The sequence below is a fragment of the Allochromatium vinosum DSM 180 genome (genome assembly GCF_000025485.1).
Lineage (GTDB): Bacteria > Pseudomonadota > Gammaproteobacteria > Chromatiales > Chromatiaceae > Thermochromatium > Thermochromatium vinosum.
On record NC_013851.1, the window covers coordinates 2785007 to 2808318 of the forward strand.

Annotated in this window: 27 protein-coding genes; 24 read left to right on the forward strand and 3 right to left on the reverse strand. The window is 66.0% G+C overall.

The window, feature by feature from the left end; translation table 11 throughout:
- Positions 1 to 17: 17 nt before the first annotated feature.
- The 24 genes from ALVIN_RS12270 to ALVIN_RS12385 all read left to right on the forward strand — a co-directional run bounded on the left by ALVIN_RS12270 (position 18) and on the right by ALVIN_RS12385 (position 20598).
- Positions 18 to 1304, forward strand: coding sequence for a CBS domain-containing protein (locus tag ALVIN_RS12270; RefSeq protein ID WP_012971639.1), 1287 nt, complete (start codon positions 18 to 20; stop codon positions 1302 to 1304).
- A gap of 19 nt (positions 1305 to 1323) precedes the next feature.
- Positions 1324 to 1938 carry a cytochrome c3 family protein gene (locus ALVIN_RS12275; RefSeq protein ID WP_012971640.1) on the forward strand — a complete coding sequence of 205 codons (615 nt, stop codon included), beginning with the start codon at positions 1324 to 1326 and terminating at the stop codon, positions 1936 to 1938.
- Positions 1935 to 2279, forward strand: a complete 345-nt coding sequence (locus tag ALVIN_RS12280) for a c-type cytochrome (RefSeq protein WP_012971641.1) — start codon at positions 1935 to 1937, stop codon at positions 2277 to 2279. Before ALVIN_RS12275 ends, ALVIN_RS12280 begins: the two co-directional genes overlap by 4 nt.
- A 51-nt stretch (positions 2280 to 2330) precedes the next feature.
- The gene (gene tsaA / locus ALVIN_RS12285) at positions 2331 to 3038 is read left to right on the forward strand and encodes a tRNA (N6-threonylcarbamoyladenosine(37)-N6)-methyltransferase TrmO (RefSeq protein WP_012971642.1); all 708 of its coding nucleotides are present in this window, start codon (positions 2331 to 2333) and stop codon (positions 3036 to 3038) included.
- Between the two features lie 111 nt (positions 3039 to 3149).
- On the forward strand, positions 3150 to 3521 hold the full coding sequence (locus ALVIN_RS12290) for a response regulator transcription factor (RefSeq protein ID WP_012971643.1): 372 nt from the start codon (positions 3150 to 3152) through the stop codon (positions 3519 to 3521).
- A 3-nt stretch (positions 3522 to 3524) separates the two neighbouring features.
- On the forward strand, positions 3525 to 4142 hold the full coding sequence (locus tag ALVIN_RS12295) for a chemotaxis protein CheX (RefSeq protein WP_012971644.1): 618 nt from the start codon (positions 3525 to 3527) through the stop codon (positions 4140 to 4142).
- Positions 4142 to 5122 (forward strand): GGDEF domain-containing protein, encoded by a 981-nt coding sequence (locus tag ALVIN_RS12300; RefSeq protein WP_012971645.1) that lies wholly within the window; start codon positions 4142 to 4144, stop codon positions 5120 to 5122. The genes ALVIN_RS12295 and ALVIN_RS12300 overlap by 1 nt, the downstream gene beginning before the upstream one ends.
- Positions 5123 to 5374: 252 nt before the next feature.
- A complete protein-coding gene (locus ALVIN_RS12305) occupies positions 5375 to 7291 on the forward strand; it encodes a methyl-accepting chemotaxis protein (protein ID WP_012971646.1) in 1917 nt (638 codons plus the stop codon).
- A 29-nt stretch (positions 7292 to 7320) separates the two neighbouring features.
- Positions 7321 to 8928, forward strand: coding sequence for a chemotaxis protein CheW (locus tag ALVIN_RS12310; RefSeq protein ID WP_012971647.1), 1608 nt, complete (start codon positions 7321 to 7323; stop codon positions 8926 to 8928).
- A gap of 6 nt (positions 8929 to 8934) precedes the next feature.
- Entirely contained in the window at positions 8935 to 10017 is a 1083-nt protein-coding gene (gene cheB / locus ALVIN_RS12315; protein WP_012971648.1) for a chemotaxis-specific protein-glutamate methyltransferase CheB, read from the forward strand.
- A gap of 17 nt (positions 10018 to 10034) precedes the next feature.
- The gene (locus ALVIN_RS12320) at positions 10035 to 10658 is read left to right on the forward strand and encodes a HEAT repeat domain-containing protein (RefSeq protein WP_012971649.1); all 624 of its coding nucleotides are present in this window, start codon (positions 10035 to 10037) and stop codon (positions 10656 to 10658) included.
- A 7-nt stretch (positions 10659 to 10665) separates the two neighbouring features.
- Entirely contained in the window at positions 10666 to 11514 is an 849-nt protein-coding gene (locus ALVIN_RS12325) for a CheR family methyltransferase (protein ID WP_012971650.1), read from the forward strand.
- Positions 11511 to 11885, forward strand: a complete 375-nt coding sequence (locus tag ALVIN_RS12330; protein WP_012971651.1) for a response regulator — start codon at positions 11511 to 11513, stop codon at positions 11883 to 11885. The genes ALVIN_RS12325 and ALVIN_RS12330 overlap by 4 nt, the downstream gene beginning before the upstream one ends.
- On the forward strand, positions 11882 to 14353 hold the full coding sequence (locus ALVIN_RS12335) for a chemotaxis protein CheA (RefSeq protein ID WP_012971652.1): 2472 nt from the start codon (positions 11882 to 11884) through the stop codon (positions 14351 to 14353). The genes ALVIN_RS12330 and ALVIN_RS12335 overlap by 4 nt, the downstream gene beginning before the upstream one ends.
- 17 nt (positions 14354 to 14370) lie before the next feature.
- Positions 14371 to 14646: a hypothetical protein gene (locus tag ALVIN_RS12340; protein ID WP_012971653.1), complete on the forward strand. Its 276-nt coding sequence runs from the start codon at positions 14371 to 14373 to the stop codon at positions 14644 to 14646.
- Positions 14618 to 14992, forward strand: coding sequence for a response regulator (locus ALVIN_RS12345; RefSeq protein ID WP_012971654.1), 375 nt, complete (start codon positions 14618 to 14620; stop codon positions 14990 to 14992). The genes ALVIN_RS12340 and ALVIN_RS12345 overlap by 29 nt, the downstream gene beginning before the upstream one ends.
- 529 nt (positions 14993 to 15521) lie before the next feature.
- The gene (locus ALVIN_RS18330) at positions 15522 to 16277 is read left to right on the forward strand and encodes a methyl-accepting chemotaxis protein (RefSeq protein WP_223295305.1); all 756 of its coding nucleotides are present in this window, start codon (positions 15522 to 15524) and stop codon (positions 16275 to 16277) included.
- Between the two features lie 141 nt (positions 16278 to 16418).
- On the forward strand, positions 16419 to 17273 hold the full coding sequence (locus ALVIN_RS12355; RefSeq protein ID WP_012971656.1) for an STAS domain-containing protein: 855 nt from the start codon (positions 16419 to 16421) through the stop codon (positions 17271 to 17273).
- Positions 17270 to 17662, forward strand: a complete 393-nt coding sequence (locus tag ALVIN_RS12360) for an STAS domain-containing protein (RefSeq protein ID WP_012971657.1) — start codon at positions 17270 to 17272, stop codon at positions 17660 to 17662. The genes ALVIN_RS12355 and ALVIN_RS12360 overlap by 4 nt, the downstream gene beginning before the upstream one ends.
- Positions 17655 to 18065 carry an anti-sigma regulatory factor gene (locus ALVIN_RS12365; protein WP_012971658.1) on the forward strand — a complete coding sequence of 137 codons (411 nt, stop codon included), beginning with the start codon at positions 17655 to 17657 and terminating at the stop codon, positions 18063 to 18065. The genes ALVIN_RS12360 and ALVIN_RS12365 overlap by 8 nt, the downstream gene beginning before the upstream one ends.
- On the forward strand, positions 18062 to 18520 hold the full coding sequence (locus ALVIN_RS12370) for an anti-sigma regulatory factor (RefSeq protein ID WP_012971659.1): 459 nt from the start codon (positions 18062 to 18064) through the stop codon (positions 18518 to 18520). The genes ALVIN_RS12365 and ALVIN_RS12370 overlap by 4 nt, the downstream gene beginning before the upstream one ends.
- Before the next feature lie 8 nt (positions 18521 to 18528).
- A complete protein-coding gene (locus tag ALVIN_RS12375) occupies positions 18529 to 19134 on the forward strand; it encodes a SpoIIE family protein phosphatase (RefSeq protein WP_012971660.1) in 606 nt (201 codons plus the stop codon).
- A complete protein-coding gene (locus tag ALVIN_RS12380) occupies positions 19127 to 20233 on the forward strand; it encodes a sensor histidine kinase (protein ID WP_012971661.1) in 1107 nt (368 codons plus the stop codon). Before ALVIN_RS12375 ends, ALVIN_RS12380 begins: the two co-directional genes overlap by 8 nt.
- Positions 20230 to 20598 (forward strand): response regulator, encoded by a 369-nt coding sequence (locus ALVIN_RS12385; RefSeq protein WP_012971662.1) that lies wholly within the window; start codon positions 20230 to 20232, stop codon positions 20596 to 20598. The genes ALVIN_RS12380 and ALVIN_RS12385 overlap by 4 nt, the downstream gene beginning before the upstream one ends.
- Positions 20599 to 20624: 26 nt before the next feature.
- Here ALVIN_RS12385 and sbcB read toward each other — a convergent pair whose 3' ends face one another.
- Genes sbcB through trmD form a run of 3 tightly spaced genes read right to left on the reverse strand, consistent with a single transcriptional unit; the run spans position 20625 to position 23229 of the window.
- Entirely contained in the window at positions 20625 to 22058 is a 1434-nt protein-coding gene (gene sbcB, locus ALVIN_RS12390) for an exodeoxyribonuclease I (RefSeq protein WP_012971663.1), read from the reverse strand.
- 56 nt (positions 22059 to 22114) lie between these two features.
- Positions 22115 to 22459, reverse strand: a complete 345-nt coding sequence (rplS, locus tag ALVIN_RS12395; RefSeq protein WP_012971664.1) for a 50S ribosomal protein L19 — start codon at positions 22457 to 22459, stop codon at positions 22115 to 22117.
- Positions 22460 to 22479: 20 nt separating this feature from the next.
- A complete protein-coding gene (gene trmD, locus ALVIN_RS12400) occupies positions 22480 to 23229 on the reverse strand; it encodes a tRNA (guanosine(37)-N1)-methyltransferase TrmD (protein ID WP_012971665.1) in 750 nt (249 codons plus the stop codon).
- Positions 23230 to 23312: the final 83 nt, after the last annotated feature.

Genomic DNA, 23312 nt, shown 5'->3' on the forward strand with positions numbered 1-23312 from the left:
ATCCACCAAGGAACGTCATGCAGATCGTCACGACCCATGTCAATTCGGACTTCGACGCCCTGGCCTCCATGGTGGCGGCCTCCTTCCTCTATCCGGGCGTAACGCGGATGGTGCCGAGTCAGGTCCAGCCGGCGGTGCGCGAATTCCTGACCGTGCACTGGGATCTGCTCCAGCTCAAGCCGCGCCGCGCCATCGATCCGGCGGCCGTCGAGCGGCTGATCGTCACCGACACCGGCAGTTGGGAGCGCCTCGACGATCTGCGTATGCTCGCCGAACGGGCGGACCTGGAGACCATCGTCTGGGATCATCACATGGCCCCCGGCTCGATCCGGGCCGGTGAGCTGCATCGCGAGGAGGTCGGCGCAACCGTCACCCTGCTCCTGGAGCGCATCCAGGAAATGGATCGCGCCTTCGCCCCGATGCACGCCACCCTGTTCCTGCTCGGAATCTATGACGACACCGGCGGTCTGACCTACCCGTCTACCACGGCCCGCGATGCGCGCATGACGGCCTATCTGCTGGAGAACGGCGCCGACCTGAACGTGGTGGCCGCCTATCTGGACAGTGCCCTCGACGAGCGTCATCTCGAACTCTTCAACCGGATGCTGTCGGACTCGGAACAGTTCGAGATCGAGGGCGTCCACCTGGGACTCTGTGTGCAGGACGCCGACAAGGGACTCAACAACCTCGCGCGCGTCGTCAGCAAATTCCAGGAGATCAAGGGGCTGGACGTGGCCTTCGGCATCTTCCCCATCACCGCCAACAAGACAGTGGTGGTCGGACGCGGCAATCCGCGCCTGTTCGACGTCGGCGCCCTGGTGCGCCAGCTCGGCGGCGGCGGACATCCGGGCGCCGGCTCGGCGGTGCTCAAGGCTCCGGCCGCGGAGGCCCGCGCTCGGGTGCGGGCGCTCATCGCCCAGGCCGAGCCGGAGAGCGAGCGGGTGAGCGACCTGATGTCGCCGGTGCGACTCGCGCTCGCGCCCCAGGACAGCCTGCGCGAGGCCGCCGGGCGTCTGCGCGACAGCCATCGCTCGGTCTTGCTGGTGCTCGACGACCAGGGCGGCGTGCTCGGGGCGCTCGGCGAGGAACAGTTGGCCAAGGTCCGGGACGACGCCGGTTGGGAGCATCCGGTCAGCGCATTGATGCGGCGCGATCTGGACGTGGTCACGCCGGAGCGCACCACGCGCGAGGCGCTGCGGATCATGACCCGCGCCGATGTCGGCGTTCTGCCGGTGATGGAGGATGGCCGTGTCGTCGGCGAGATCACGCGCGCGGCCATCATGCTCAGTCTCTATGATCTCTGACCCGGACGGAGGGTCTGCGATGAAAACACTCAAGTGGCCGCTGATCGGTTTTGGCGCCACCATTATCCTGGCCGTCGTGATGGCCGGTTCCTGGAGCCTCACCGAGCGCGTCATCCAGGCCACCTCGGACGAGACCTTCTGCGGCCTCTGCCACTCGATGCGGCCCTTCGCCGAGACCCATGCGCTGGACGTGCATGGCGGACACAACCCCGGTGGGGTGAGTGCCGCGTGCGCCGACTGCCATCTGCCGCACGACAGTCCCTGGGTCTATCTGGTCGCCAAGGCTGAGACTGGGATCAAGGATCTGCTGGCCGAGCCGGTCGCCTTCTTCCGGGAACCGGACTGGATCGGCCGACTCGAACAGCGTGAGGGCTATGTGTATGACTCGGGCTGTCTCACGTGCCACAAGCACCTCGAACGGGCGATCGACCAGACACCAGAGGCGCGCTTCGGACATCAGACCTATTTCGCGGGCGTGGAGACGGGAGCCCGGATGCAGTGCGTGACCTGTCATATCCATGTCGGGCATCGGGATCTGCTCGCGCGTCTCTCGCCGACTGAGGCAACGGACCCCGGCACCGCCGAGGTCCGCGAACCAATGGCGCCAGCGGACGCCGGGGAGTCAAAACCATGAAGACGATCATCGACCGTTGCGGCATGCTCCTGTTGTCGGCGAGCCTGCTGATGACGGCGACCGGGTTGCGGGCGGCTGAGGCCGACGAGGCCATGCGCGCGCGCGGCCAAACCCTCTACACCGAACAGATGTGCAACCTCTGTCACACCCGTGACGGCGAATCCGGCCCCATGGCCCATGTCGGCGGATCGCTCGACGGACTCGCTGCCAAGCGTGATGCCGCCTGGATCGAGCGCTATCTGCGCGATCCACAGGCGGTCATCCCCAGCTCCCAGATGCCCAAGAGCACCCTGACCGATCAGCAGCTCGCCGAGCTGATCGCCTTCCTGCTCGGCTCCTGATGGTTCGAACCGGCGACCGAGTGGCAGCCACGACGCATCTCCAATTCCATCATGCATTTCGAGCCCATCGGCCATATCCGCTCGCCCTACACGGACAAGTTCGGCATCCCGCGTCAACCCGGACTGGTGACGGCCGCCGAGGCGCGGCTGGAACTCCGGCCCGAGTTCGCGCGCGAGGAAGCCTTCAAGGCACTCGACGGCTTCTCGCACGTCTGGATCCTGTTCGTCTTCCATCAGGATTGTCTGACGGCCGGCTGGAAACCGACGGTTCGGCCGCCGCGACTCGGTGGACGTGAATCGGTCGGGGTCTTCGCCAGCCGCGCACCCTATCGGCCCAATCCGATCGGACTCTCGGCGGTCGAGCATCTGGGGCTGATCCGGGACGAGCGCGGGCTGGCCCTGCGCCTGCGCGGCGTCGACATGCTCGACGGCACGCCCGTGCTCGACATCAAGCCCTATGTGCCCTATGCCGATGCGATCCCCGAGGCACGCGGCGGCTTCGCCGTCGCACCGCCCGCCGATCCGCGCGAGGTGCGTGTCAGCCCGACGGCCGCCGCCGACCTGGAACGCTTCGACCCCGACGGCGCCCGCGCCCTGCGCACGCTCGTCATGCAGGTTCTGGAACAAGATCCGCGCCCCGGATACATGGACCGCTACCCGGAGCGGCGCGAATTCGGTCTGCGCCTCATGGAGTTCGACATCCGCTGGCGTCTGGAGGCCGGCTACATCGAGGTGATCGGGCTCCGCCCCGCCCCCTGAAACCCAGACGCCGCGTGAAACCGTCTGGCGCACCCAGCGCGGACCATGCGACCATTCCAACGACTGGTCTGGGTTATATTAAGAAGACACTGCGACGTATTTTGTAAAACCATGGGCACACACAACCACTCACTACTCATCGTTGACGACAGCCGGATGTCTCGCATGATGCTGAACCGCCTGATCGCGGATCTGCGTCCCGACTGGCGCATCACCGAGGCGGCGAGCGGAGCCGAAGCCCTGGAGATGATCGAGCGCGATCCGCCGACGCTGGTCAGTCTGGACGTCAACATGCCCGGCATGAGCGGACTGGAGACGGCCGGACGCATCCGGCTCCACAATCCCGACATCCGGGTCGTCATCTGCACCGCGAACATCCAGGACTATGTGCGCCAGGCGGCCGAGAAGGCCGGCGTGCACTTCGTCTCCAAGCCGATCACGCCCGAGTCCGTGGCGCGCATGGTGGCCTTCTTCGAGGAATAATCCGTGTCCGAACTCAGCGAGCTACATCGCGACGCACTCGGTGAACTCTTCAACCTCGGGGTGGGGCGCGCGGCGCACAGCCTCAGTCAGATGGTGCGCGACGAAATCGAACTGTCGGCGCCCTTCGTCGATCTGATCCAGGCCCATGAAGTGAGCGCAACCCTGATCGGCTCGGAGTTCAGAGAGCTGAGCATGGTGACGATCGACTTCGAGGGTCCGTTCGTCTCCAAGGCCATCCTGCTGTTCCCCGAACGCAATGCGCTCGCCATCCTCAGCAACATGCTCGATCCCGAACTGACGCCGGAGGAGGTCTCCGAGTTCGAGCAGGAGGCGATGTGCGAGATCGGCAACGTCATCCTCAACGCCTGCATGAGCGCACTCGCCGACGAATTCGGCATCGAGCTGCACGGCGGTCTGCCCGAGCATTACTTCAGCGACACCGACTCGTTGCCGATCTTCGCCGACGGCGACCCCGAGCAGCTGCTTCTCCTGCTTCAGATCCAGCTCACCATGCGTCAGCAACTGATTCAGGGGCATCTGGTCTTTCTGCTGGGCGTCGGCTCGCTGCTGGATCTGCGCAATTGTCTCGATGCGTATCTCGATCGGCTTGGAATACGCTGATGGACATCGAACTCGGCGCGCAGCTGATCGACAGCTTGCGGATCGGACTGATTCTGCTCGATCACCGGGGACGCGTGGTGTCCTGGAATGGCTGGATGAAGCGCCACAGCGGTCTTGGACTCGCCGATGTCGCCGGTCGGCAACTCGCGGAACTCTTCCCCGAGGTGAGCGGCAGCCGCCTGGAATCCAGCATCTCGGACACGCTGCGCTTCAAGCTCTCATCCATGCTGGCGCCGAGCCTCAATCCGAGCCTGCTTCCGCTCTACCATCGACCGACTGATCGCCAGCGCGACCAGCGCATGCAGCAGCTCATCTATGTCAGTCCGCTGCGTCACGATCACTGCGCCTGCCTGATCCAGATCCATGACATGACGTCCGCTCTGCGCCGCGAGCGGCGTCTGCGCGCCCAGTCGACACGGTTGATCGAAAGCAGCTATCAGGATCCGCTCACGGGTGTCGGCAACCGTCGCCGCTTCGATCAGGATCTGGCGCAGCGTTTCAGACAGGCCAAAGACAGGCAGCGTTCGATCGCCATGCTCATGATCGACGTCGACAACTTCAAGGCCTACAACGATCACTTCGGCCATCAGGGCGGCGACGCCTGCCTGATCCAGGTGGCGCGGACACTGCGCGACGGTTTGCGACGCGATGGCGATCGGGTCTCGCGCTATGGCGGCGAGGAGTTCGCGATCCTGCTGACCGACACCGATGGACCGTCAGCCTGCGCGGTCGCCGAACGACTGCGGCTGGCCGTCGAACAGCTCGACCTCCCCCACCCCGCCGCTCCCGGCATCGGCCGGGTCAGCGTCAGTATCGGCATCGCGGCCATGGTGCCGAGCGACGAGCAGCTCTGCTACATCCTGGTCGCTCAGGCCGATCTGGCGCTCTACACGGCCAAGGACGCCGGACGCAACGGCTGCATGTGGTACGACGCCGAGAGCGGCGTTGCCCGCCCCCTGCCCGCCTCCAAAACGTCTTGAGGTCTTCTCGGGCGTTCCATTCCAGGAAGCCGGGACGCACCCGACCGCCCCGGCTTCTTGAAAAAACGCATACAGGTTCAAGATTCAGCGGACCCAAAAGCGAACAGCACGGAACCCTGATCTGCATCAGTGAATCCTCGGGGCCCCAGACGTTAAGATCCTGATCAGCCGGATTGCTGGCCTTGCCTGCCCCACGCGAGGCTTCGTCCATATCAAGGGCCATCCACTCGACCTCCACCGAAGGACATTGCCATGGCACTCGTGAAAAAGACCTCCAGTTCTTCCGCCGCCGCAGCCGGCGAGGCTCGCACCAGTGCCGCCACCGCGCGCGAGGCCGAGGCCCAGCGCAAGCGCGCGCGTACGCTCGCCAAGCAGCAGCAGGCCGCCGAGCGCGTGGCCTCGGCCACGGCGCAACTGGCCTCGGGCATCAACGAAGCCGCCTCGGCCGCCGAAGAACTCAAGCGCTCCGCCGATCAGATCGCCACCGGCGCTGAGGAAGCCTCAGGCGCCGCACAGGAGTCGCTCGCCGCCTTCAAGCAGGTCAATGCCGCGCTCGGGCGTCAGCTCGAGAGCGCCAGGAATTCGCAGGTCAAGGTCGAGGCCTCGCAGGCGCTCATCCTCCGGGTCAGCGATGACGTCGCCGGGCTCATCGGCAATGTCGGGATCGCCGCCCAGCGTCAGACCGACTCAGTGAAGATGGTCGCCGAACTCGAACAGCAGGCCGCCAACATCGGCGACATCGTCAAGGCCGTCGCCCGCATTGCCGACCAGACCAACCTGCTCGCCCTCAACGCGGCCATCGAGGCCGCGCGCGCCGGCAAGCACGGCAAGGGCTTCGCGGTGGTCGCCGACGAGGTGCGCACCCTGGCCGAGACGTCCGAGAAGAGCGCCAAACAGATCCAGGATCTGGTCGGCCAGATCCAGACCGAGGTCAAGACCATCTCCGACGGCATCAACGACTCGGCCGAGAAGGTCAAGAGCGAGGTCGAGAACGGCAAGACCATCAACACCCAGCTCGAACAGATCCGGGTCGACGTGATCGAGATCACGCGCGGCATCCAGGATGTCGCCGCCGGCGCCCAGCAGTCGAGCGCCGCCGCACTCCAGGCGCTCAAGGGTACCGAGGAGATCGCCGCCGCCGCCGAGGAGCAGTCGGCCGCATCCGAGGAAACCGCCAAGACCGTCGCCGAGCAGACCCAGGCGCTGGCCGAGTGCGAACAGGCGGCGCAGAATCTGTCCGAACTGGCCGAGGAACTCAAGAACTCGACCGACATCGCCAAGAGCGCCGAGGAAGTCGCCTCGGCCGCTGAAGAACTGTCCTCGGCGGTGCAGGAGATCAACCGCTCCGGCGCCCAGGTCATGGCCGCCGTCGAGCAGATTCGAAAGAGTGCCCAGGTCCAGGCCTCGGCCACCGAGGAATCCGCCGCCGCCATCGCCCAGATCGAGAAGGGACTGGAAGTGGCGCTACAGCGCGCTCAGAACGCCGGCGAAAAGGTCAAGGCCATCAGCGCCCTGCTCGGCACCAACAAGCAGAGCGTCGAATCGCTCATCGAAGGGGTCGCCGACTCGGTCACGGCCTCGCGTTCCAGCCTCAGGCAGATCAAGGATCTGGAACTGGTCTCGCGGCGCATCGACAAGATCGTCGATGCCATCACCACGGTCTCGATCCAGACCAACATGCTCGCCGTCAACGGCTCGATCGAAGCGGCGCGCGCCGGCGAGTTCGGCAAGGGTTTCGTGGTCGTGGCCACCGACATCCGCAACCTCGCGCACGACTCGGCCGAAAATGCCGACCGCATCAAGGACTTGGTGAAGGCGGTCCAGGATCAGATCGGCATAGTCGGTCGCGATCTGGAAGAGATCATGTCTGCGGCCACCAGCGAGGCCGAGAAGGCCAAGGCCATTACCGCCGGTCTGGACACCATCGAGGCCGACATCGGTGTGGTCGACAAGGGCACCGCCGAGATCCTGGCCGCCGCCAGCGAAATCGCCTCGGCCGTCGCCCAGATCAAGACCGGCGTCGATCAGATCTCGGCGGCGGCTCAAGAAGCCGAGAAGGCGTCCACCGAAGCCGCCTCCGCCGCCAAGCAGCAGGCGCAGGGCGCCGAGGAGCTGGCCGCCGCCATCGAGGAGATCGCCTCGCTCGCCGATGAGTTGCAGAGCGCCTGAGTCCGAACGCCAGCGAGCGGGAGAACACCATGACCAACGAACAGGTCGAGCCACTGGACGTCGAACCCAACGCGCCCGCCATTGCGGTGTCTGCGGGTGACGCCGGTGCGGACGACGCTCTCGCCGGGCGCGAGGGCGACATCCGTCAATTCGTGATCTTCATCTGCGGCAGCGAAGTCTTCGCCGTCGACATGGCCCCGGTGCAGGAGATCATCCGCGTGCCGGATGTGGTGCGGGTGCCACTGGCGCCCGCCACGCTGGAGGGGCTGGCCAATCTGCGCGGCAAGGTGCTGCCGATCATCAGTCTGCGCCGGCTGTTCGGCTTCCCCGAGCGCGAAGACGACGACGCCACGCGCGCCCTGGTCATCGACCTGGGCCAGCCGCTCGGCTTCGTCGTCGATCGGGTCAGCAGCGTGGTCGGCGTCGAGCCGGGGCGCATCGAGGACGTCGGCTCGCTGACCACCACGGTCAAGACCGAACTGCTGGCCGGGCTGCTAAAGGAGGTCGGCGGTTTTCCGATGGTGATGGTGCTCGACTTCGAGCGTCTCATCAGCAACGAGTTCGCCGCCATCGCCCATCTGGCGCGCTCCAGTGCCGCCGGGACACTCGATGCGCTGGGGTCCGAGGACGAGCACGACGACGAGGCCGGCAGCGACGAGCTGCAACTGGTCAGCTTCGAGGTCGCCGAGCAGGAATACGCCATCCCGATCGAAAACGTGCAGGAGATCGTGCAGTTCCCCGAGCAGGTGGTGCGGGTGCCGCGTTCCGAGGCGCATGTGCTGGGCGTGATGACGCTGCGCAACCGGCTGCTGCCGCTGGTCTCGCTGCGCTGTCTGTTCGACCTGGACGCGCGTGCGGCCGACGAGCGCAGTCGCATCCTGGTCATCCGGCTCGGCGACATGGCCGTCGGGCTGGTGGTCGACAGCGTCAACGAGGTGCTGCGGGTGCCCAAGTCCGCCGTCGACGCCATGCCCAAGCTGCTGGCGCGACACGGCGACCTGTCGGATATCGCCGAGATCTGCCGGCTGGAGGACGGACACCGGCTGGTCTCCATCATCTCGACCGACAACCTGTTCCGCCATTCGACCATCCGGGAGGCCCTGACCAACGTGGACCAATTGCGCGAGGACGACCGGCTCGACGACGACACCGACGCGAGCGACGAGGACAACGACGACGAGGAACAGGTGGTGGTGTTCCGGCTCGACAAGGAAGAGTTCGGCGTGCCGATCGAGAGCGTGCAGGAGATCGTGCGCGTACCGGATGAACTGACCCATGTGCCCAAGGCGCCGGAATTCGTCGAGGGCGTGATCAATCTGCGCGGCTCGGTACTGCCGGTCATCGACCAGCGCCGGCGGCTCGGCATGGCCACGGTCGCGCGCAACGACCGTCAGCGCATCATGGTGTTCCTGCTCGACGGGGTGCGTACCGGCTTCATCGTCGACTCGGTGGCCGAGGTGCTCAAGATCCCCAAGGCATCGATCGAACGCTCGCCGCGACTGTCGCTGGAACAGGCGCGTCTGATCGCGCGCGTGGCCAATCTGGAGCAGCACAAACGCATGATCCAGCTCATCGACCCGTCGCGCCTGATCGCCGACGAACAGCGCGAGGAACTGGCCGCGCTCACCGAGGATTGATTCGCCTTGATCAAACTGCTGATCGTCGACGACTCGGCGCTGATGCGCCGCCAGCTCAACGCCATCTTCCAGGCCGAGGGTGACTTCGAGATCCGTCTCGCGCGCAACGGACGCGAAGCGGTCGAGGAGAATCTGACCTTTGAGCCGGACGTCGTCACGCTCGACATCAACATGCCCGAGATGGACGGTCTGACCGCGCTCTCGCTGCTGATGGCCCAGCGTCCGGTGCCCGTGGTCATGGTCTCCTCGCTCACCGAGAAGGGAGCCATGGCCACGCTGGAGGCGCTCAATCTCGGCGCGGTCGACTATATCCCCAAGCCGGGCGGCACCATCTCGCTGTCGATGGTCGAGATCGAGGCCGAGGTCATCGCCAAGGTGCGCGCGGCCGCGCGGGCACGGCTCAAGACCGCGCGCGGGCTGGCGGCGCGCATTCGCAGCGGCGTATCGCCGAGCCGCCCCAGAATCCAGGTCGAGCCAAGGCGTCCGACCATCCGCCGCGCCGGTACGCGCGGCGATGGCGTGGTCCTGATCGGGGTCTCGACCGGCGGACCGCGAACCTTGGAAGACATCCTGCCGCTGCTGCCGGCCGAGTTTCCCTGGCCGGTTCTGGTCGCCCAGCACATGCCGCCGAGCTTCACCAAACCCTTCGCCGAGCGCATGAATGGGTTGTGCGCGCTGGAGGTCTCCGAGGTCAGCCGGCCCACCCCGGTGGAGCCGGGTCACATCTACATCGGCAAGGGCGGCGCGGACATGGTGCTGGCGCGGCGTGTCGGCAAGCTGACCGCCCTGCCCCGGCCCGAGAATCCGGATGTTCTCTGGCACCCCTCGGTCGAGCTGCTCGGGCGCTCGGCCCTGGAGCACTGCGATCCGGCCAACGTCATCGCCGTAATGCTCACCGGCATGGGGCACGATGGGGCCGATGCCTTCGCCGAATTGAAAAAACGCGGCGCGCGCACCATTGCCGAGTCTGAGGAGACCGCCGTGGTCTTCGGGATGCCGGCGGAGCTGATCGAGCGCGGCGGGGCCAATCTGGTGCTGCCGGCCGAGCGTATCGCCGATCAGATCCAGATCTGGGTCGAGCGTTCCTAGCCAGGAGTCATGACCGCATGGGACTGAAGAAATCACACGACGCCCCGACCGCCAGCGAAGACGAGCGCCGTCTGCCGCGCGACCTGCCGGGTCTGCTGACCGCGCTCGCCGACGACGATCCGCTGGCCCGGCGCTGGGCGGCGCGCGATCTGGCGCAATATCCCGAGTCCTCGCGCGCGCTGGTCGAGCGGCTGAGCATCGAGACCGAGCCGAGCGTGACCGCCGTGATCCTGACCAGTCTCACCCTGATCGGCGACGAGATCGCGGTCGCGGGGTTGACCGAGTGTCTGCGCAGTGAGGATGCCATGCTGCGCAACGCGGCCATCGAAGCCATGAAGCAACTGCCCGACGAGGTTGCGCCCTGGATGGGGCGCTTGCTCGAAGACCTGGACCCCGATGTACGCATCTTCGCCGTCGATGTGCTCGAGTCCCTGCGCCATCCTCAGGTCGAGGACTGGCTGATCCGCGTCATCACCCAGGATGCCCATGTCAACGTCTGCGCCACGGCGGTCGATCTGCTCGGCGAGGTCGGATCGGAGCGCGCCAAACCGGCCCTGCTTGCGCTCAAGCAGCGCTTCGCCGACGAGCCCTACATCCAATTCGCCGCCGATCTGGCGCTCAAACGGATCAGCGCGGGCTGACGCCACCATGACCGAGCCGCGCCAGATCAGCGACGAGGACTTTCAGAAATTCCGCGAATTCTTCTATCGCAAGACCGGCATCCTGTTCGAGGACAGCAAACGCTATTTCGTCGACAAGCGCCTGCTCGACCGCATGGAGGCAACCGGCAGCGAGACCTTCCGCGCCTATTTCACCACGCTGCGCTTCCAGGCCTCGGGCGAGGAGCTCCAGTCGCTCATCAACGCGATGACGGTCAACGAGACCTACTTCTTTCGCGAGGAATATCAGTTCGAGTGTCTGGTCAAATCGATGCTGGAGGATCTGGTGGCGCGGCGCGCGACGGATTCCAAGCCGCTGCGCATCTGGTCGGTACCCTCGTCCTCGGGCGAGGAACCCTATGGCATCGCCATCTATCTGCTCGAACACTGGCCGCGCATCAACCAGCTCGATGTCGAGATCATCTCTTCCGACATCGACACCGACATCCTGGCCCAGGCACGCCGCGGGCGCTACAGTCCGCGCGCCGTGCAGCATCTGCCGGCGCCGCTGCTGAAGAAATATTTCGTCCGGGTCGGCGAGTTCTACCAGATCGACGACAGCCTGCGCGAGGCGGTGCAGTTCACCCGTGCCAATGTCACGGACCCGGCCGACATGCGGCTGCATCGCCATTTCGATGTCATCTTCTGCCGCAATCTATTGATCTATTTCGACGATCTCTCGCGCAAGCGCACCGCCGAGTCCTTCTATGACGCGCTCAATCCGGGCGGATTCATCTGTCTCGGACATTCGGAATCCATGAGCCGGATCTCGTCGCTGTTCCAGGTGCGCAAGTTCCCCGAGGCCATCGTCTATCAGAAACCCTGGGAGGCGCGATGAAACGGATCCTGGTCATCGACGATGCGGCCACGGTGCGGCTCTATCACCGTGGCATCCTGGAGTCGGCCGGCTTTGAGGTCAGCGAGGCGGTCAATGGACTGGAGGCGCTGGAGCGGGTCGTCGAGGGACCGTTCGACCTCTATCTGGTCGACATCAACATGCCCAAGCTCGACGGCTATGGATTCCTGCGCGAGCTGCGCGCCAAGGACATCCCGCAGGCGCCGGCGATCATGGTCTCGACCGAGGCCGAGGACAACGATCAGCGTCTCGCCTATGCCTGCGGGGCCAATCTCTATCTGATCAAGCCGACCAAACCGGCACAACTGCTCGCACACGTTCAGACCCTGCTCGGCGCGAGACAGCCGTCATGAGTCCCTTGCTGAACCAGTTCCTGACCGAGGGACGCGACTTCCTCGAAGCCATCGGCGCCAAGCTGCTCGAACTCGAGCGCGCGTCCGCGTCCGAGCAGGAGGCGCTGATGGTCGAGCTGTTCCGGCTGGTGCACACGCTCAAGGGCAACTCGGGGCTGTTCGACATCCCCGAGATGACGCGCGTGCTGCATGCGGCCGAGGACTTGATGGACGCGGTACGCGACGGGCGGGTCGCATTCAGCCGCGAGCTGGCCGATCACCTGCTGGAGGCGATGGACTTCGTCTCGCTCCTGATCGACGAGATCGCCGAGGCGGGCGAGGACGGTCAGCCGCCGAGCACCAGCGGTCATGCTCGGGAGGCGGTGCGGCTCGGCGAAGCGTTGCGCGCCCTGATGGCCGAGAGCGTTCGGTCGTCGGCCTCCGGCGATCGGTCTGAAGCCGCTTCGACCTCGAACGGTGCCGGTGCAAACTCTGCTTCGGAAGCGAGCGGTCGGCTGGGCGACCTGCCGGAGTCCGTGCGCGACGATCTCACCAAGCGTCTCGCCTCCGGCGAATCGCTGTGCCGGCTGCGCTATCGTCCCGAGGAAGAGTGCTTCTTCAAGGGCGAGGATCCCTTGTTCCAGCTCACCCAGCTTCCCGAACCGATCTGGCGACGGGTCAGCGCGCGCGAGGACTGGCCGCCGCTGGCCGAACTTGACGCCTATCGCTGCGTGCTGGACTTCGAGCTGATCCTGAGCACGGACGCCGCGACGCTCGCCGAACATTTCCGTTATGTACCGGATCAGATCGAGATCCAGCCGCTGTCGGCGGCGATGCTGGAGGCCGGTACCGCTGGCGCATCGACCACGCCCGAAACCGATTCCACTGCATCCGAGCCACCCTGGGCCGATCTCAGCCCCGAAGCGCTCGAATCCATCCGTCTGGCCCTGGACGCCCAGCGCGAGATCCTCACCCTGGGCGACAGCCCGCTCTGGCTCGGCGGACGCCTGCGCGCCGTGGGCGCAACCCTGGCGGCGATCCTGACCAGTCTGGGCCGAGATCCGGCGACGAGCGGACTGGAGAAGGCCCTGGAAGCGGCGCTCGCCACCGACTCGGGCACCTATCTGCTGCGCTGGCTCGATCATCAGACCTGGCCCGAGGCCAGGCCCGCCGCGACCGAAGCGAGCGCCAGGCCGGTGCGCGAGGCGATCGTGGCGCCCGCGCCGTCGCATCCGGCAGGCACGTCACAGGCCACAGCGACCGCATCCGACGAACCGCCCAAGTTCGGCCGCCGCGCCGAGGACCAGCTCGCCAACCTGCGCACGCTCAAGGTCGATCAGGCCAAGATCGACCGGCTCATGAACCTGATCGGCGAGATGGTGGTGGCCAAGAACGCCCTGCCCTATCTGGCCGCGCGCGCCGAGAATCTGTACGGCGTGCGCGAACTCGCGCGCGAGATCAAGACCCAGTACGGCGTCATCAACCGCATCGCCGAGGAGATGCAGGACGCCATCATGCAGGTGCGGATGCTGCCGGTGTCCTTCGTCTTCCAGCGCTTCCCGCGTCTGGTGCGCGACACGGCGCACAAGCTCGGCAAGGAAGTCCATCTGATCATGGAGGGCGAGTCGACCGAGGCCGACAAGAACATCATCGAGGCGCTCGCTGATCCGCTCATCCATATCGTGCGCAACAGTCTCGACCATGGCCTGGAGTCGCCCGCCGAACGACGTGCCGCCGGCAAGCCGCCCGAGGGTCGTCTGACCATCAGCGCCCGTCAGGAGTCCGACCGCGTCCTGATCGAGATCAGCGACGACGGTCGCGGCATCGACCCCGAGGTGATCCGGCGCAAGGCGTATGAAAAAGGGATCATCGACGAGGCCGCGCTCGAACGGCTCAACGATCAGGAAGCGGTCAATCTGGTCTTCGCCGCCGGCTTCTCGACCGCCGAACAGATCAGCGACCTCTCCGGGCGCGGCGTCGGGATGGACGTGGTGCGCAACGCCATCGCGCGCGTGCATGGCTCGATCGACCTGCGCAGTCGTGTCGGCGAGGGCACGCGCCTGCGCCTGTCGCTGCCCTTGTCGATGGCCGTCACCAACGTCATGATCATCGAGTCGGCCGGACAGCGCTTCGGCGTGCCCATGGAGGCCGTGGCCGAGACGGTGCGGGTGGCGCGGCGCGACATCCGTGTCATCAAGAAACGTCTGACCACGGTGCTGCGCGGACGGCTGGTCCCGCTGGTGTCGCTCAACGACCTGCTGGCGCTCGACGCGCCACAACGCGCCAACGACGACGATGAACTGGCGGTGCTCGTAGTGCGGATCGAAAAGGAATACTTGGGTATCATCGTCGATGACTGCCGCGAGACGATCGACATCATCCTCAAGCCGCTGGCCGGCTTTCTCGGCGACCTCACCGGCTATTCCGGCTCAGCCCTACTCGGGGACGGCTCAGTGCTCCTGATCCTCAATCCACGTGAATTGCTCTGACCGGGAAGGACCGTCCGATGCCGATCGAAATCCGTGACAACACACTCGTGGTGCGGGAGCTGCTCAGCGTCGAGGACGCCGAGCGTCTGCTCGACTGGCTGATCCAGCATCCGCGCGGTCGGCTCGACCTGGCCGACTGTACTCATCTACACGCCGCCAATCTCCAGGTGCTGATGGCGGCCCAACCCAAGATCGCCGCCTGGCCGAGTCGCGACGCCCTCGCCGACTGGCTGCGGGCGGCTTTGATTCAGGAAGACAAGATCCATGTCCAAGACGATTCTGGTGGTCGATGATTCGGCCACGATGGTGATGAGCCTCAAGGCCAGCCTGGAAATGGCCGGGTTCAAGGTCGAGACGGCCGGCGATGGCGTGCAGGCGCTCACCAAGCTCAAGTCCGGCGTCAAGCCCGATCTCATCATCACCGACATCAACATGCCCAACATGGGCGGAATGGACTTCATCCGCAATGCGCGCGTCCTCCCCGGACTGCGTTTCACGCCCATCCTGGCGCTGACCACCGAGAGCCAGCAGGCCAAGCGCGACGAGGCCAAGAAGCTCGGCGCCACCGGCTGGCTGGTCAAGCCGGTGGGCGGCAGCGATCTGATCAAGGTCATCAAGCAAGTGCTGCCGGGCGCCTGAGGATCGCGTCTCGATGCCCTTCGTCAAACCGCGTCATTCACTGGTCGAGGCGACCCTGGCCCAGTCGCGCGCACTGCGCCGGATCATGGCGGCGCTGACCCTCATCGGCACCCTGGTGCTCTCGCTCCTGGTCTATCAGACGCACGACCGGATCGCCTTCAAGGCTGCGCAACACGGCATCGACGAGGGACTCCTGGAAGCCCTGCTGGTCGGCGGAACCCTGCTGATCACCAACTTCCTGGTCGGCTGGTTCGTGTTCCGGCTCAACTTCAGGACCACGGGAGCCATGAGCCAGGCGCTCGACGGTTTCGACGCGACGTTGCAGTACAACGAGCAGATGCATCAGGCCGGCGCCGCCGCACTCCTGCAGACGGCCACACTCGACCAGGCATTCGATGAACGCATCAGCGAAGCCATCCACGACAGCGAGACCTCGGCGCTCGACGTCATCGAGCGTGCGACACGCCTGAACGATTCGGCGAGCACCCTGCTCAACTATCTGCGTCATTCCAACCTGGATGCCAACGCCATGGAGCAGGACATTACCCATGGCGTCGACGACATCAGTGAGATAGCACGCTTCGTCCAGGAGCTGCCGGCCAAGATCCATAACGACATGGCCGCCATCCAGGCGATCGTCAAGGACATCGGCCAGTTGGAGGGGTTGGCCACCTCGATCAAGGACATCAGCAAGCAGACCAATCTGCTGGCGCTCAATGCCGCCATCGAGGCCGCGCGCGCCGGTGAGGCCGGACGCGGCTTCGCCGTGGTCGCCGGCGAGGTACGCGCCCTGGCCAGCCGTGCCACCGTCGCGGCCGACACCATCGAGGCCGGACTCAACCAGGCACTGGGCGCGGCCGAACGCAGCATGCAGCTCAATTTCCTCAGCGATTCGGACCAGCAGCTCGAACAGGCCACCCATGTGGTCGCCTCCGTGCATCGTCTGCGCGACAACTACGAAGACATGCGTCAGTTCTACAAGACGCTGTTCTCGGTCGTCACCCAGCACAACACCAGTCTGGCCGAGCAGATCGCCGACATGTTGGGAATTCTGCAATATCAGGACGTGGTCGGTCAGCGTCTCTCCCGGCTCCAGGCAACCATGCGCCAGCGCGCCGACCTGCTGGTTGCGGCGGGCGTCCCCTCCGACAGTCTGATGCAACTGGCCGACGCGCTGAGTCAGCTGCACGTCGACTATCTGGAAAACGAGTCACGGCACGCGCGTCCGGCGATCGGTTCGGGCACCTCGGCCAGCGCCGGACCGCCCAGCATCGAGCTGTTCTGATCGCCGGGGCGCACCGGCGATCGGAGTCGGATGCCAGATACGCACTCCGGCACAATGGTCTAACATGGCAGTCATACATGCGGTGAACCGCGCAACGTGGCCGGGCGATCTGCTCGCTTCGGCAAGGAATACAGCTCCCTGATGAATACAGCCTTCCAACGCCTCCAGCGCGACCGGCGTGGCGAACTTCTCGCATCCTGGTTGCAGCATCTGACTGCCACCTTCGATCGCCATCACCCCCATCCGCCGAGTCTCGATGTCCAGCGCGAGGTACTCTTCGACGCACTCCTCAGCACGCTTACCAGCGGCGCGCCCGAGAACGACTTCAGAGTCGATCCGGAGACCGATCTGGCGCGACACCTGAACCGACTCATCGCCGAACAGGCCCGGCAGCTCGCCAATCCGTCCGATACCATCGGCGCCCTGCTCGCGCTCAAACAGCTCGTGGCGCGCGCCCTGATCGACATGAATCCGCAAACGCCGGTGATCGAGGATCTGCAATGGCTGGACCGGGTGTTCGACGGTCTGTCGCTGTTCGCCTTCAAGTCCTTCGTCGACATCCGTGAACGGCTCATCGCCGAGCAGAGCCTGTCGCTGCTCGAGCTCTCCACGCCCGTGCTCCGAGTCTGGAGTCAGATCCTGCTGCTGCCGCTGGTGGGCGTCATCGATACCCAGCGCGCGCGCCAGATCACCGAGCGTCTGCTGGAGGCCATCGCCCTGCACGAGGCGCGCGTCACCATCCTGGATCTGACCGGCGTGCCCGTGCTCGACACCAGCGTGGCCCAGCATCTGATGAAGACCATCGACGCGGCGCGTCTGCTCGGCAGCCGGGTCGTGATGACCGGCATCAGCCCCGAGGGCGCCCAGACGCTGACCAAGCTCGGTATCCGCTTCGCCGATGTCATCAGCCGCGCCACCCTGCGCGCCGGTCTCGCCGAGGCCCTGCTGTTGATCGACCGCCGCATCGCCCCGATCGACGAGGCACGCCCATCATGAGAATCCCCATCCTGCAACTCGATCGCATCCTCCTGGTCTCGATCCAGGTCGATCTCACCGACAACGACGCCATGCAGTTCCAGTCCGATCTGGTCGAGCGCGTGGCCGCGATCGAGGCGCTGGGTGTGGCCATCGACATCACGGCGCTCGACGTGGTCGACTCCTACATGGCGCGCGTCATCAACGACACGGCCAACATGGTGCGACTGCTCGGCGCCGAGGTCGTCATCTGCGGCATCCAGCCGTTCGTCGCCCTGACGCTGATCGAGATGGGTCGCGGGCTGCTCGGCGCCGACTGCGCCTTCAACCTTGGCCAGGCGCTGGAGGTGCTCAAGGGGCGGATCGCCAAGCGTGGCGACACCCGCTTCGTCGGGGACGAGGATGTCTGAACCGCTCGATCCCGAATGTCTGCCGATCCGCTCCACGCTCGACATCGTCACGGCGCGTCATGCCGCACGTGCGCTCTGCGAGCGGCTTGGATTCGGCAAGGCCGATCAGACCCGGCTGGCCACGGCCGTCTCGGAACTGGCGCGCAACGTCATCCAGTATGCCGGAGAGGGTTCCTGCCTCATCGAGGATGTCTCGGACGCGCGCGCTCGTCGCATCCGGGTGCTGATCCAGGACCAGGGTCCGGGCATCCCCAACCTGGATCTGGCCCTGACCGACGGCTACAGCACCAGCGGCGGACTGGGCGCCGGACTGCCGGGGACGCGCCGGCTGACCGATGAGTTCCAGATCGAATCCATGCCCGGATCGACCCGTGTGACCATCGCGCTGGTCAAACCACGATGAGCGCCGTCCCAACGCCGCCCCCCTCAACCGCTGTCGCCGGGGAATTGGCCGCCGAGGGTGTGCGCGTGCTCATCGGCTCCGAACCGGATGTCATGGCCGCCAGCCGTCAGGCGCGTCTGCTGGCCGAGCGGCTGGGTTTCTCGCGCAGCTCGGCCTACCATGTCGCTACGGCGGCCTCGGAACTCGCCAACAATCTGCTGACCCACGCCGGTGGCGGACTGCTGTGCGCCAGTCCGCTCGCTGGCCGTTCCGGTGCCGATCAGATCGGGCTGGAGCTTCTGGCCGAAGACGAAGGACCGGGCATCGCCGACCCGGAGCTGGCACTGACCGAGGGCTACAGCACCGGCCAGGGGCTCGGTTGCGGACTGCCGGGCGTGAAGCGTCTGATGGACGAGTTCAGTCTGGAATCGCGCCCTGGCGGCGGCACGCGGGTCAGGGCGGTCAAATGGCGTTGAGGCAGACTGTGCCGGAGCTCGCCCCACTGGACGGTATCCGTGCGCGGATTGGTCAGGCGCTGCGCCCCATGCCGGGCGAGACCGTCAGCGGTGATCAGCTCGGCTGGTGGACACGCCCCGACCGCTGGCGTCTGGCCGTGGCCGATGGACTCGGCCACGGCGCTGCGGCCCATGTCGCCGCCGCCACCGCCATGCATCAACTGGCCAACGACGACGAGCCGCACCTGACCGAACTCTTCGCCCGCTGCGACCGGGCCTTGATCGACACCCGTGGCGTGGCGCTGTCCGTGGTGGACATCCTGCCCGCCGAGTCGATCATCGTGCAGGCGGCGGTCGGCAACATCCGTACTCTGCTGATCCAGGCATCCGGCACCAAGCGTCTCGGCAGCGCGCGCGGGATCGTCGGCGCCGGTTTCGACGGACTGCGCCCGGAGCGCTGGCCGATCGCACCGGGCGACTGGCTGCTGCTGTTCTCCGACGGCCTGCCCGAGAACGCGGGTCTGGCCCAAGCCCTGGGCGACGTCCGGCCTTCGGACGCGCTCGCCGAACGTCTGCTCAACGACTGGGCCGGCGATCACGACGACGCCGGTCTGCTGCTCTATCGTCATGCTTGACCCGACGGCCTCCACCTCCTCCACCAGCGACATCGCACGGCTCTATGCCGAGGTGCTGCAACGGGCGGTCTTCGCCCGGGATGCACTGGCGCTGGAGATGGCACTGACCGAAGCGTCGGATCTCGGGCGTGACCTGATCGCCCTGGAGATTCCGCTCGAAGAGGTGGGTGAACTCCATCACGAAGCCCTGATGCGCCTGTCGCGCGCCAATCCGGATCTGCCACTGAGCCAGATCGCCGCGCGCATCACCGCGCCGCTGATGGAGGCGACCATGGCCTACAGTCTCGCCTTTCGCGAGCAGCTCGAACGCCGGGCCTCGGCGCTGGTCAACGCCCGTCTGGAGCAGTCGCGCCGGCTGGAGGCCGTCGGCACGCTCGCCGCCGGGATCGCGCACGATTTCAACAACATCCTGGGGGCCATTCTCGGATTCAGCGAATTGCTGGAAGACGAACTGGCGCCGGAGTCGGCCGGGCGGCACCATCTGGCCTACATTCAGCAGGCGAGCTTTCGCGCACGCGATCTCATTGCGCGTATGCTGACCTTTGCGCGCGATCTGGCCGACTCGCCCGTTCCGGTCGAGGTCGTGGCGCTGGTCCGCGAGACCCTGGCCCTGCTGCGGGCCTCGCTGCCTGCGGGGGCGCGGGTCGAGTTCACCCCGGCGGTCGATGAAGCCTGGGTGCTGGCTGAGCCAAGCCAGATCCAGCAGATCGTCATGAATCTCTGCATCAACGCCGCCGATGCCATCGGTCAGGCACAGGGCCGCATCGAGATCGGGGTCGAATGGGTACGGCGTCCAGAGGGCACACCGGCCGCGCGTGCGGATCTCGTCCGTCTGAGCGTGAGCGACGATGGCGAGGGCATGACGCCTGAGGTCCGCGAACGGGTCTTCGACCCCTTCTTCACAACCAAGGCGCCCGGCAAGGGCAGCGGTCTGGGGCTGTCGGTCATCCATGGACTGGTCGGCAAGCTCGGCGGACAGATCCGGATCGAGAGCGCGCCGGGCCGGGGCAGCCGGTTCGTCATCGAGTTGCCACGACTGATCCAGGGGGCGGACACCGCCCCGGACAGTGGCGCGAATCACAGCGAGAGATCGACATGACCAAGGTACTGATCGTCGACGACGACGAACTCTTTCGGGCCATGCTCACCGAGATGGTCCAGCGCGAAGGCTATCAGGTCAGCACGGCGACCAATGGTAACGAGGCGCTGGCGGCGATCGAGCACAGTCGACCCGATCTCGTCATCACAGATATCCTGATGCCCGAGAAAGACGGTATCGAACTCATCATGGAACTGGCGCAGCGCGAATCGAGGATTCCCATCATCGCCGTCTCGGGCGGACGGCGCTCGATCAGTCTGGAATTCAATCTGGAGTCGGCCAAGCTGATGGGCGTGCGCGCCACCCTGCCCAAACCCTTCACACGTGAGGATCTGCGTCGAGCGATCACCGAAGCGCTGGACTAGAAGACCGCGCCCTTCAGTCGGCCGGATCAACCGGCGTCGAGTACCTGCTCGGCCCAGTCTCCCAGGGCGTCGAGGATCGCCAGTCTGGCAGGATCGTCATCGTGGACCCCGGCCAATTCGGCGAGCCGCGCCTCATACCCCTCGATCTGGAGACTGGCCCCGCCGTCGGGGTCGGTGAGGCGCATGAAGCGGTAGGCGTCCCAGTCCTCGCGCTCCTCCGGGGTCAGAGTCTCGGGCCAGTTGCGGGCGCGATAGCGGAACAGCAGTGTACCGAGACGCGGATCGCTGAAACGCGGCGGCGCTGTCGCCAGTTCGGCGGGGTTCGAGCGCACGACCTGATCGCAGGCGCGCCGGTCGGCGTCCGAGAGGAAACCACCCGAATAGAGCATCAATTCGGGGTCGGTCTCGACCGGGAGCGGACGCTCATGCACGGCGCGCACACGCGACTCGATCGCGATGGACGAAGCCGCGATCCACTGGGCGTGACGCACAACGCGCGCCGGATCGATGCTCCAGCGCTCGGCACGCTCCGGCGTCAGGGTTGCCAGCGGCGCGAGCATGGGAACGTGATTGACATGCACAGTTTTGAGCGGCACGCGCTCGACACCCGCCGGCAGATCTTCGCTCGGCGTGAAGAGCCGACGGCGGATCTCCTCCACCGACAGCTCCAGCAGTTGGGACGGGTCCGCGCGCAGATCGAAGCAGATCACGCCATTGCTGTTGGTGGGATGGGCGGCGACCGGACAGATCGGCGCGATGCAGCCGAGCGCCGCCGGAAAGCGCGCCGAGACATGCAGCAAGGGACGGCGCTCATCGAGCAGAGCGCGCACCCGGCGCTTGTCGCGCAGCGTCAGCGCATAACTGAACAGCCGGGGCTGGATGTCACGCAGCCGGCGCGCCAGTGCGATGGTCGCGCGCACGTCGGCGAGCGCGTCATGGGCCTGACCATGGTCGATGCCGTTGGCCACGGTCAGCTGCTCCAGCCGGAACGAGGTCGTACCCTCGTCGTTGAGCGGCCATTCGATCCCCTCGGGACGCAGCGCATGGGCCAGCCGCAGTACGTCGATCAGATCCCAGCGCGAGTTGCCGGAGCGCCATTCACGCGCATAGGGATCGAAAAAGTTGCGGTAGAACAGATGCCGCGTGACTTCGTCGTCGAAGCGCAGACTGTTGTAGCCGACGCCGCAGGTTCCGGGCCGGCTCAGCTCAGCGTGGATGGCGCGCGCAAACTCGGCCTCGACCACCCCCTCGCGTGCGACACGCTGAGGCGTGAGACCCGTGACGAGACAGGCATCCGGATGCGGGAGCAGATCGTCCGACGGACGACAGAAGAGAACGAGCGGATCGCCGACCTCGTTGAGATCGGCGTCGGTGCGGACTCCGGCGAACTGACAGGGACGATCGCGGCGCGGATCGGCGCCCCAGGTTTCGTAATCGTGCCAGTAGAAGGTGTCGGACATGGGCCGAACCTCCAGTGCCGGACGCTGGCCGCCCTGGTCCGGACGGCCGGAACGGCTCAGACCTTCTCGCGGATGCGAGCGGCCTTGCCGGTGAGATTGCGCAGATAGTAGAGCTTGGCGCGACGCACGTCGCCCTTGCGCTTGACCTCGATGCCGGCGATCGCCGGGCTGTAGGTCTGGAACACGCGCTCCACACCCTCGCCATGCGAGATCTTGCGCACGGTGAAGGCCGAGTTCAGACCGCGACTGCGGATGGCGATGACGACACCCTCGAACGCCTGGAGACGCTCGCGATCCTTCTCCTTGACCTTGACCTGGACGACGACGGTGTCGCCTGGGGCGAAATCCGGGACTTCGCGGGACATTTGCTCTTGTTCGAGCTGCTGAATGATGTTGCTCATGGTTTCCTTGGCTCCTGTTCTCAGCCGGCGCCACCCTCGCGATGGGCCAGTATGAATTCATCGAGTAACGTGCGCTCGGCCTCGCTGAGCCCGCGGCGCTCGAGTAGATCCGGACGGCGCTGCCAGGTCCGTCCCAGCGCCTGCCGCAGCCGCCAACGCTCGATGGCGGCATGGTCGCCACCGATCAGCACGGACGGGACCGAGCCTTCCTCGATCCGCTCCGGGCGGGTGTAATGTGGGCAATCCAAGAGCCCATCCATGTGCGAATCCTGTCGCGCCGAGTCGGCATGACCGAGCGCGCCCGGCAGCAACCGGATGACCGCATCCATGACCACCATCGCCGGCAACTCGCCGCCGCTCAGGACATAGTCGCCGATCGACCATTCCTCATCGACGTGGGTCTCGATCAGACGCTCGTCGATGCCTTCATAGCGTCCGGCGAGCAGGATCCAGCCGGAGCGCGCGGCAATCTCCAGCATCGCGGCCTGATCCAGCACCCGACCCTGCGGTGACAGATAGGCGACCCGACTCCTGGGCGCTGCCGCCCGCACGGCCTGGAGCGTCTCGCGCAGCGGCTCGACTTTCATCACCATCCCCGGACCGCCACCATAGGGACGGTCGTCGACGGTGCGATGGGCGTCGTGCGTGAAGTCGCGCGGATTCCACAGATGCAGCTCGGCCAGCCCACGGGCCACCGCCCGTCCCGTCACGCCCTGATCCGAGAGGATACGAAACAGATCCGGAAAGAGCGTGATGACGTCGAAGCGCATTGGAAACCGCGTCCCGTACCGATTCGCGAACCGTGATGCCTGGAATCCGGCCGCCCTGATCGAGAACGCATCTCTGGGCCGAC

Bases quoted from the DNA above. Each gene is read 5' to 3' on its own strand.
- ALVIN_RS12270 (WP_012971639.1), top strand. From the start codon at position 18: ATGCAGATCGTCACGACCCATGTCAATTCGGACTTCGACGCCCTGGCC.
- ALVIN_RS12275 (WP_012971640.1), top strand. From the start codon at position 1,324: ATGAAAACACTCAAGTGGCCGCTGATCGGTTTTGGCGCCACCATTATC.
- ALVIN_RS12280 (WP_012971641.1), top strand. From the start codon at position 1,935: ATGAAGACGATCATCGACCGTTGCGGCATGCTCCTGTTGTCGGCGAGC.
- tsaA (WP_012971642.1), top strand. From the start codon at position 2,331: ATGCATTTCGAGCCCATCGGCCATATCCGCTCGCCCTACACGGACAAG.
- ALVIN_RS12290 (WP_012971643.1), top strand. From the start codon at position 3,150: ATGGGCACACACAACCACTCACTACTCATCGTTGACGACAGCCGGATG.
- ALVIN_RS12300 (WP_012971645.1), top strand. From the start codon at position 4,142: ATGGACATCGAACTCGGCGCGCAGCTGATCGACAGCTTGCGGATCGGA.
- ALVIN_RS12305 (WP_012971646.1), top strand. From the start codon at position 5,375: ATGGCACTCGTGAAAAAGACCTCCAGTTCTTCCGCCGCCGCAGCCGGC.
- ALVIN_RS12310 (WP_012971647.1), top strand. From the start codon at position 7,321: ATGACCAACGAACAGGTCGAGCCACTGGACGTCGAACCCAACGCGCCC.
- ALVIN_RS12320 (WP_012971649.1), top strand. From the start codon at position 10,035: ATGGGACTGAAGAAATCACACGACGCCCCGACCGCCAGCGAAGACGAG.
- ALVIN_RS12325 (WP_012971650.1), top strand. From the start codon at position 10,666: ATGACCGAGCCGCGCCAGATCAGCGACGAGGACTTTCAGAAATTCCGC.
- ALVIN_RS12330 (WP_012971651.1), top strand. From the start codon at position 11,511: ATGAAACGGATCCTGGTCATCGACGATGCGGCCACGGTGCGGCTCTAT.
- ALVIN_RS12335 (WP_012971652.1), top strand. From the start codon at position 11,882: ATGAGTCCCTTGCTGAACCAGTTCCTGACCGAGGGACGCGACTTCCTC.
- ALVIN_RS12340 (WP_012971653.1), top strand. From the start codon at position 14,371: ATGCCGATCGAAATCCGTGACAACACACTCGTGGTGCGGGAGCTGCTC.
- ALVIN_RS12345 (WP_012971654.1), top strand. From the start codon at position 14,618: ATGTCCAAGACGATTCTGGTGGTCGATGATTCGGCCACGATGGTGATG.
- ALVIN_RS18330 (WP_223295305.1), top strand. From the start codon at position 15,522: ATGGAGCAGGACATTACCCATGGCGTCGACGACATCAGTGAGATAGCA.
- ALVIN_RS12355 (WP_012971656.1), top strand. From the start codon at position 16,419: ATGAATACAGCCTTCCAACGCCTCCAGCGCGACCGGCGTGGCGAACTT.
- ALVIN_RS12360 (WP_012971657.1), top strand. From the start codon at position 17,270: ATGAGAATCCCCATCCTGCAACTCGATCGCATCCTCCTGGTCTCGATC.
- ALVIN_RS12365 (WP_012971658.1), top strand. From the start codon at position 17,655: ATGTCTGAACCGCTCGATCCCGAATGTCTGCCGATCCGCTCCACGCTC.
- ALVIN_RS12370 (WP_012971659.1), top strand. From the start codon at position 18,062: ATGAGCGCCGTCCCAACGCCGCCCCCCTCAACCGCTGTCGCCGGGGAA.
- ALVIN_RS12380 (WP_012971661.1), top strand. From the start codon at position 19,127: ATGCTTGACCCGACGGCCTCCACCTCCTCCACCAGCGACATCGCACGG.
- ALVIN_RS12385 (WP_012971662.1), top strand. From the start codon at position 20,230: ATGACCAAGGTACTGATCGTCGACGACGACGAACTCTTTCGGGCCATG.
- sbcB (WP_012971663.1), bottom strand. From the start codon at position 22,058: ATGTCCGACACCTTCTACTGGCACGATTACGAAACCTGGGGCGCCGAT.
- rplS (WP_012971664.1), bottom strand. From the start codon at position 22,459: ATGAGCAACATCATTCAGCAGCTCGAACAAGAGCAAATGTCCCGCGAA.
- trmD (WP_012971665.1), bottom strand. From the start codon at position 23,229: ATGCGCTTCGACGTCATCACGCTCTTTCCGGATCTGTTTCGTATCCTC.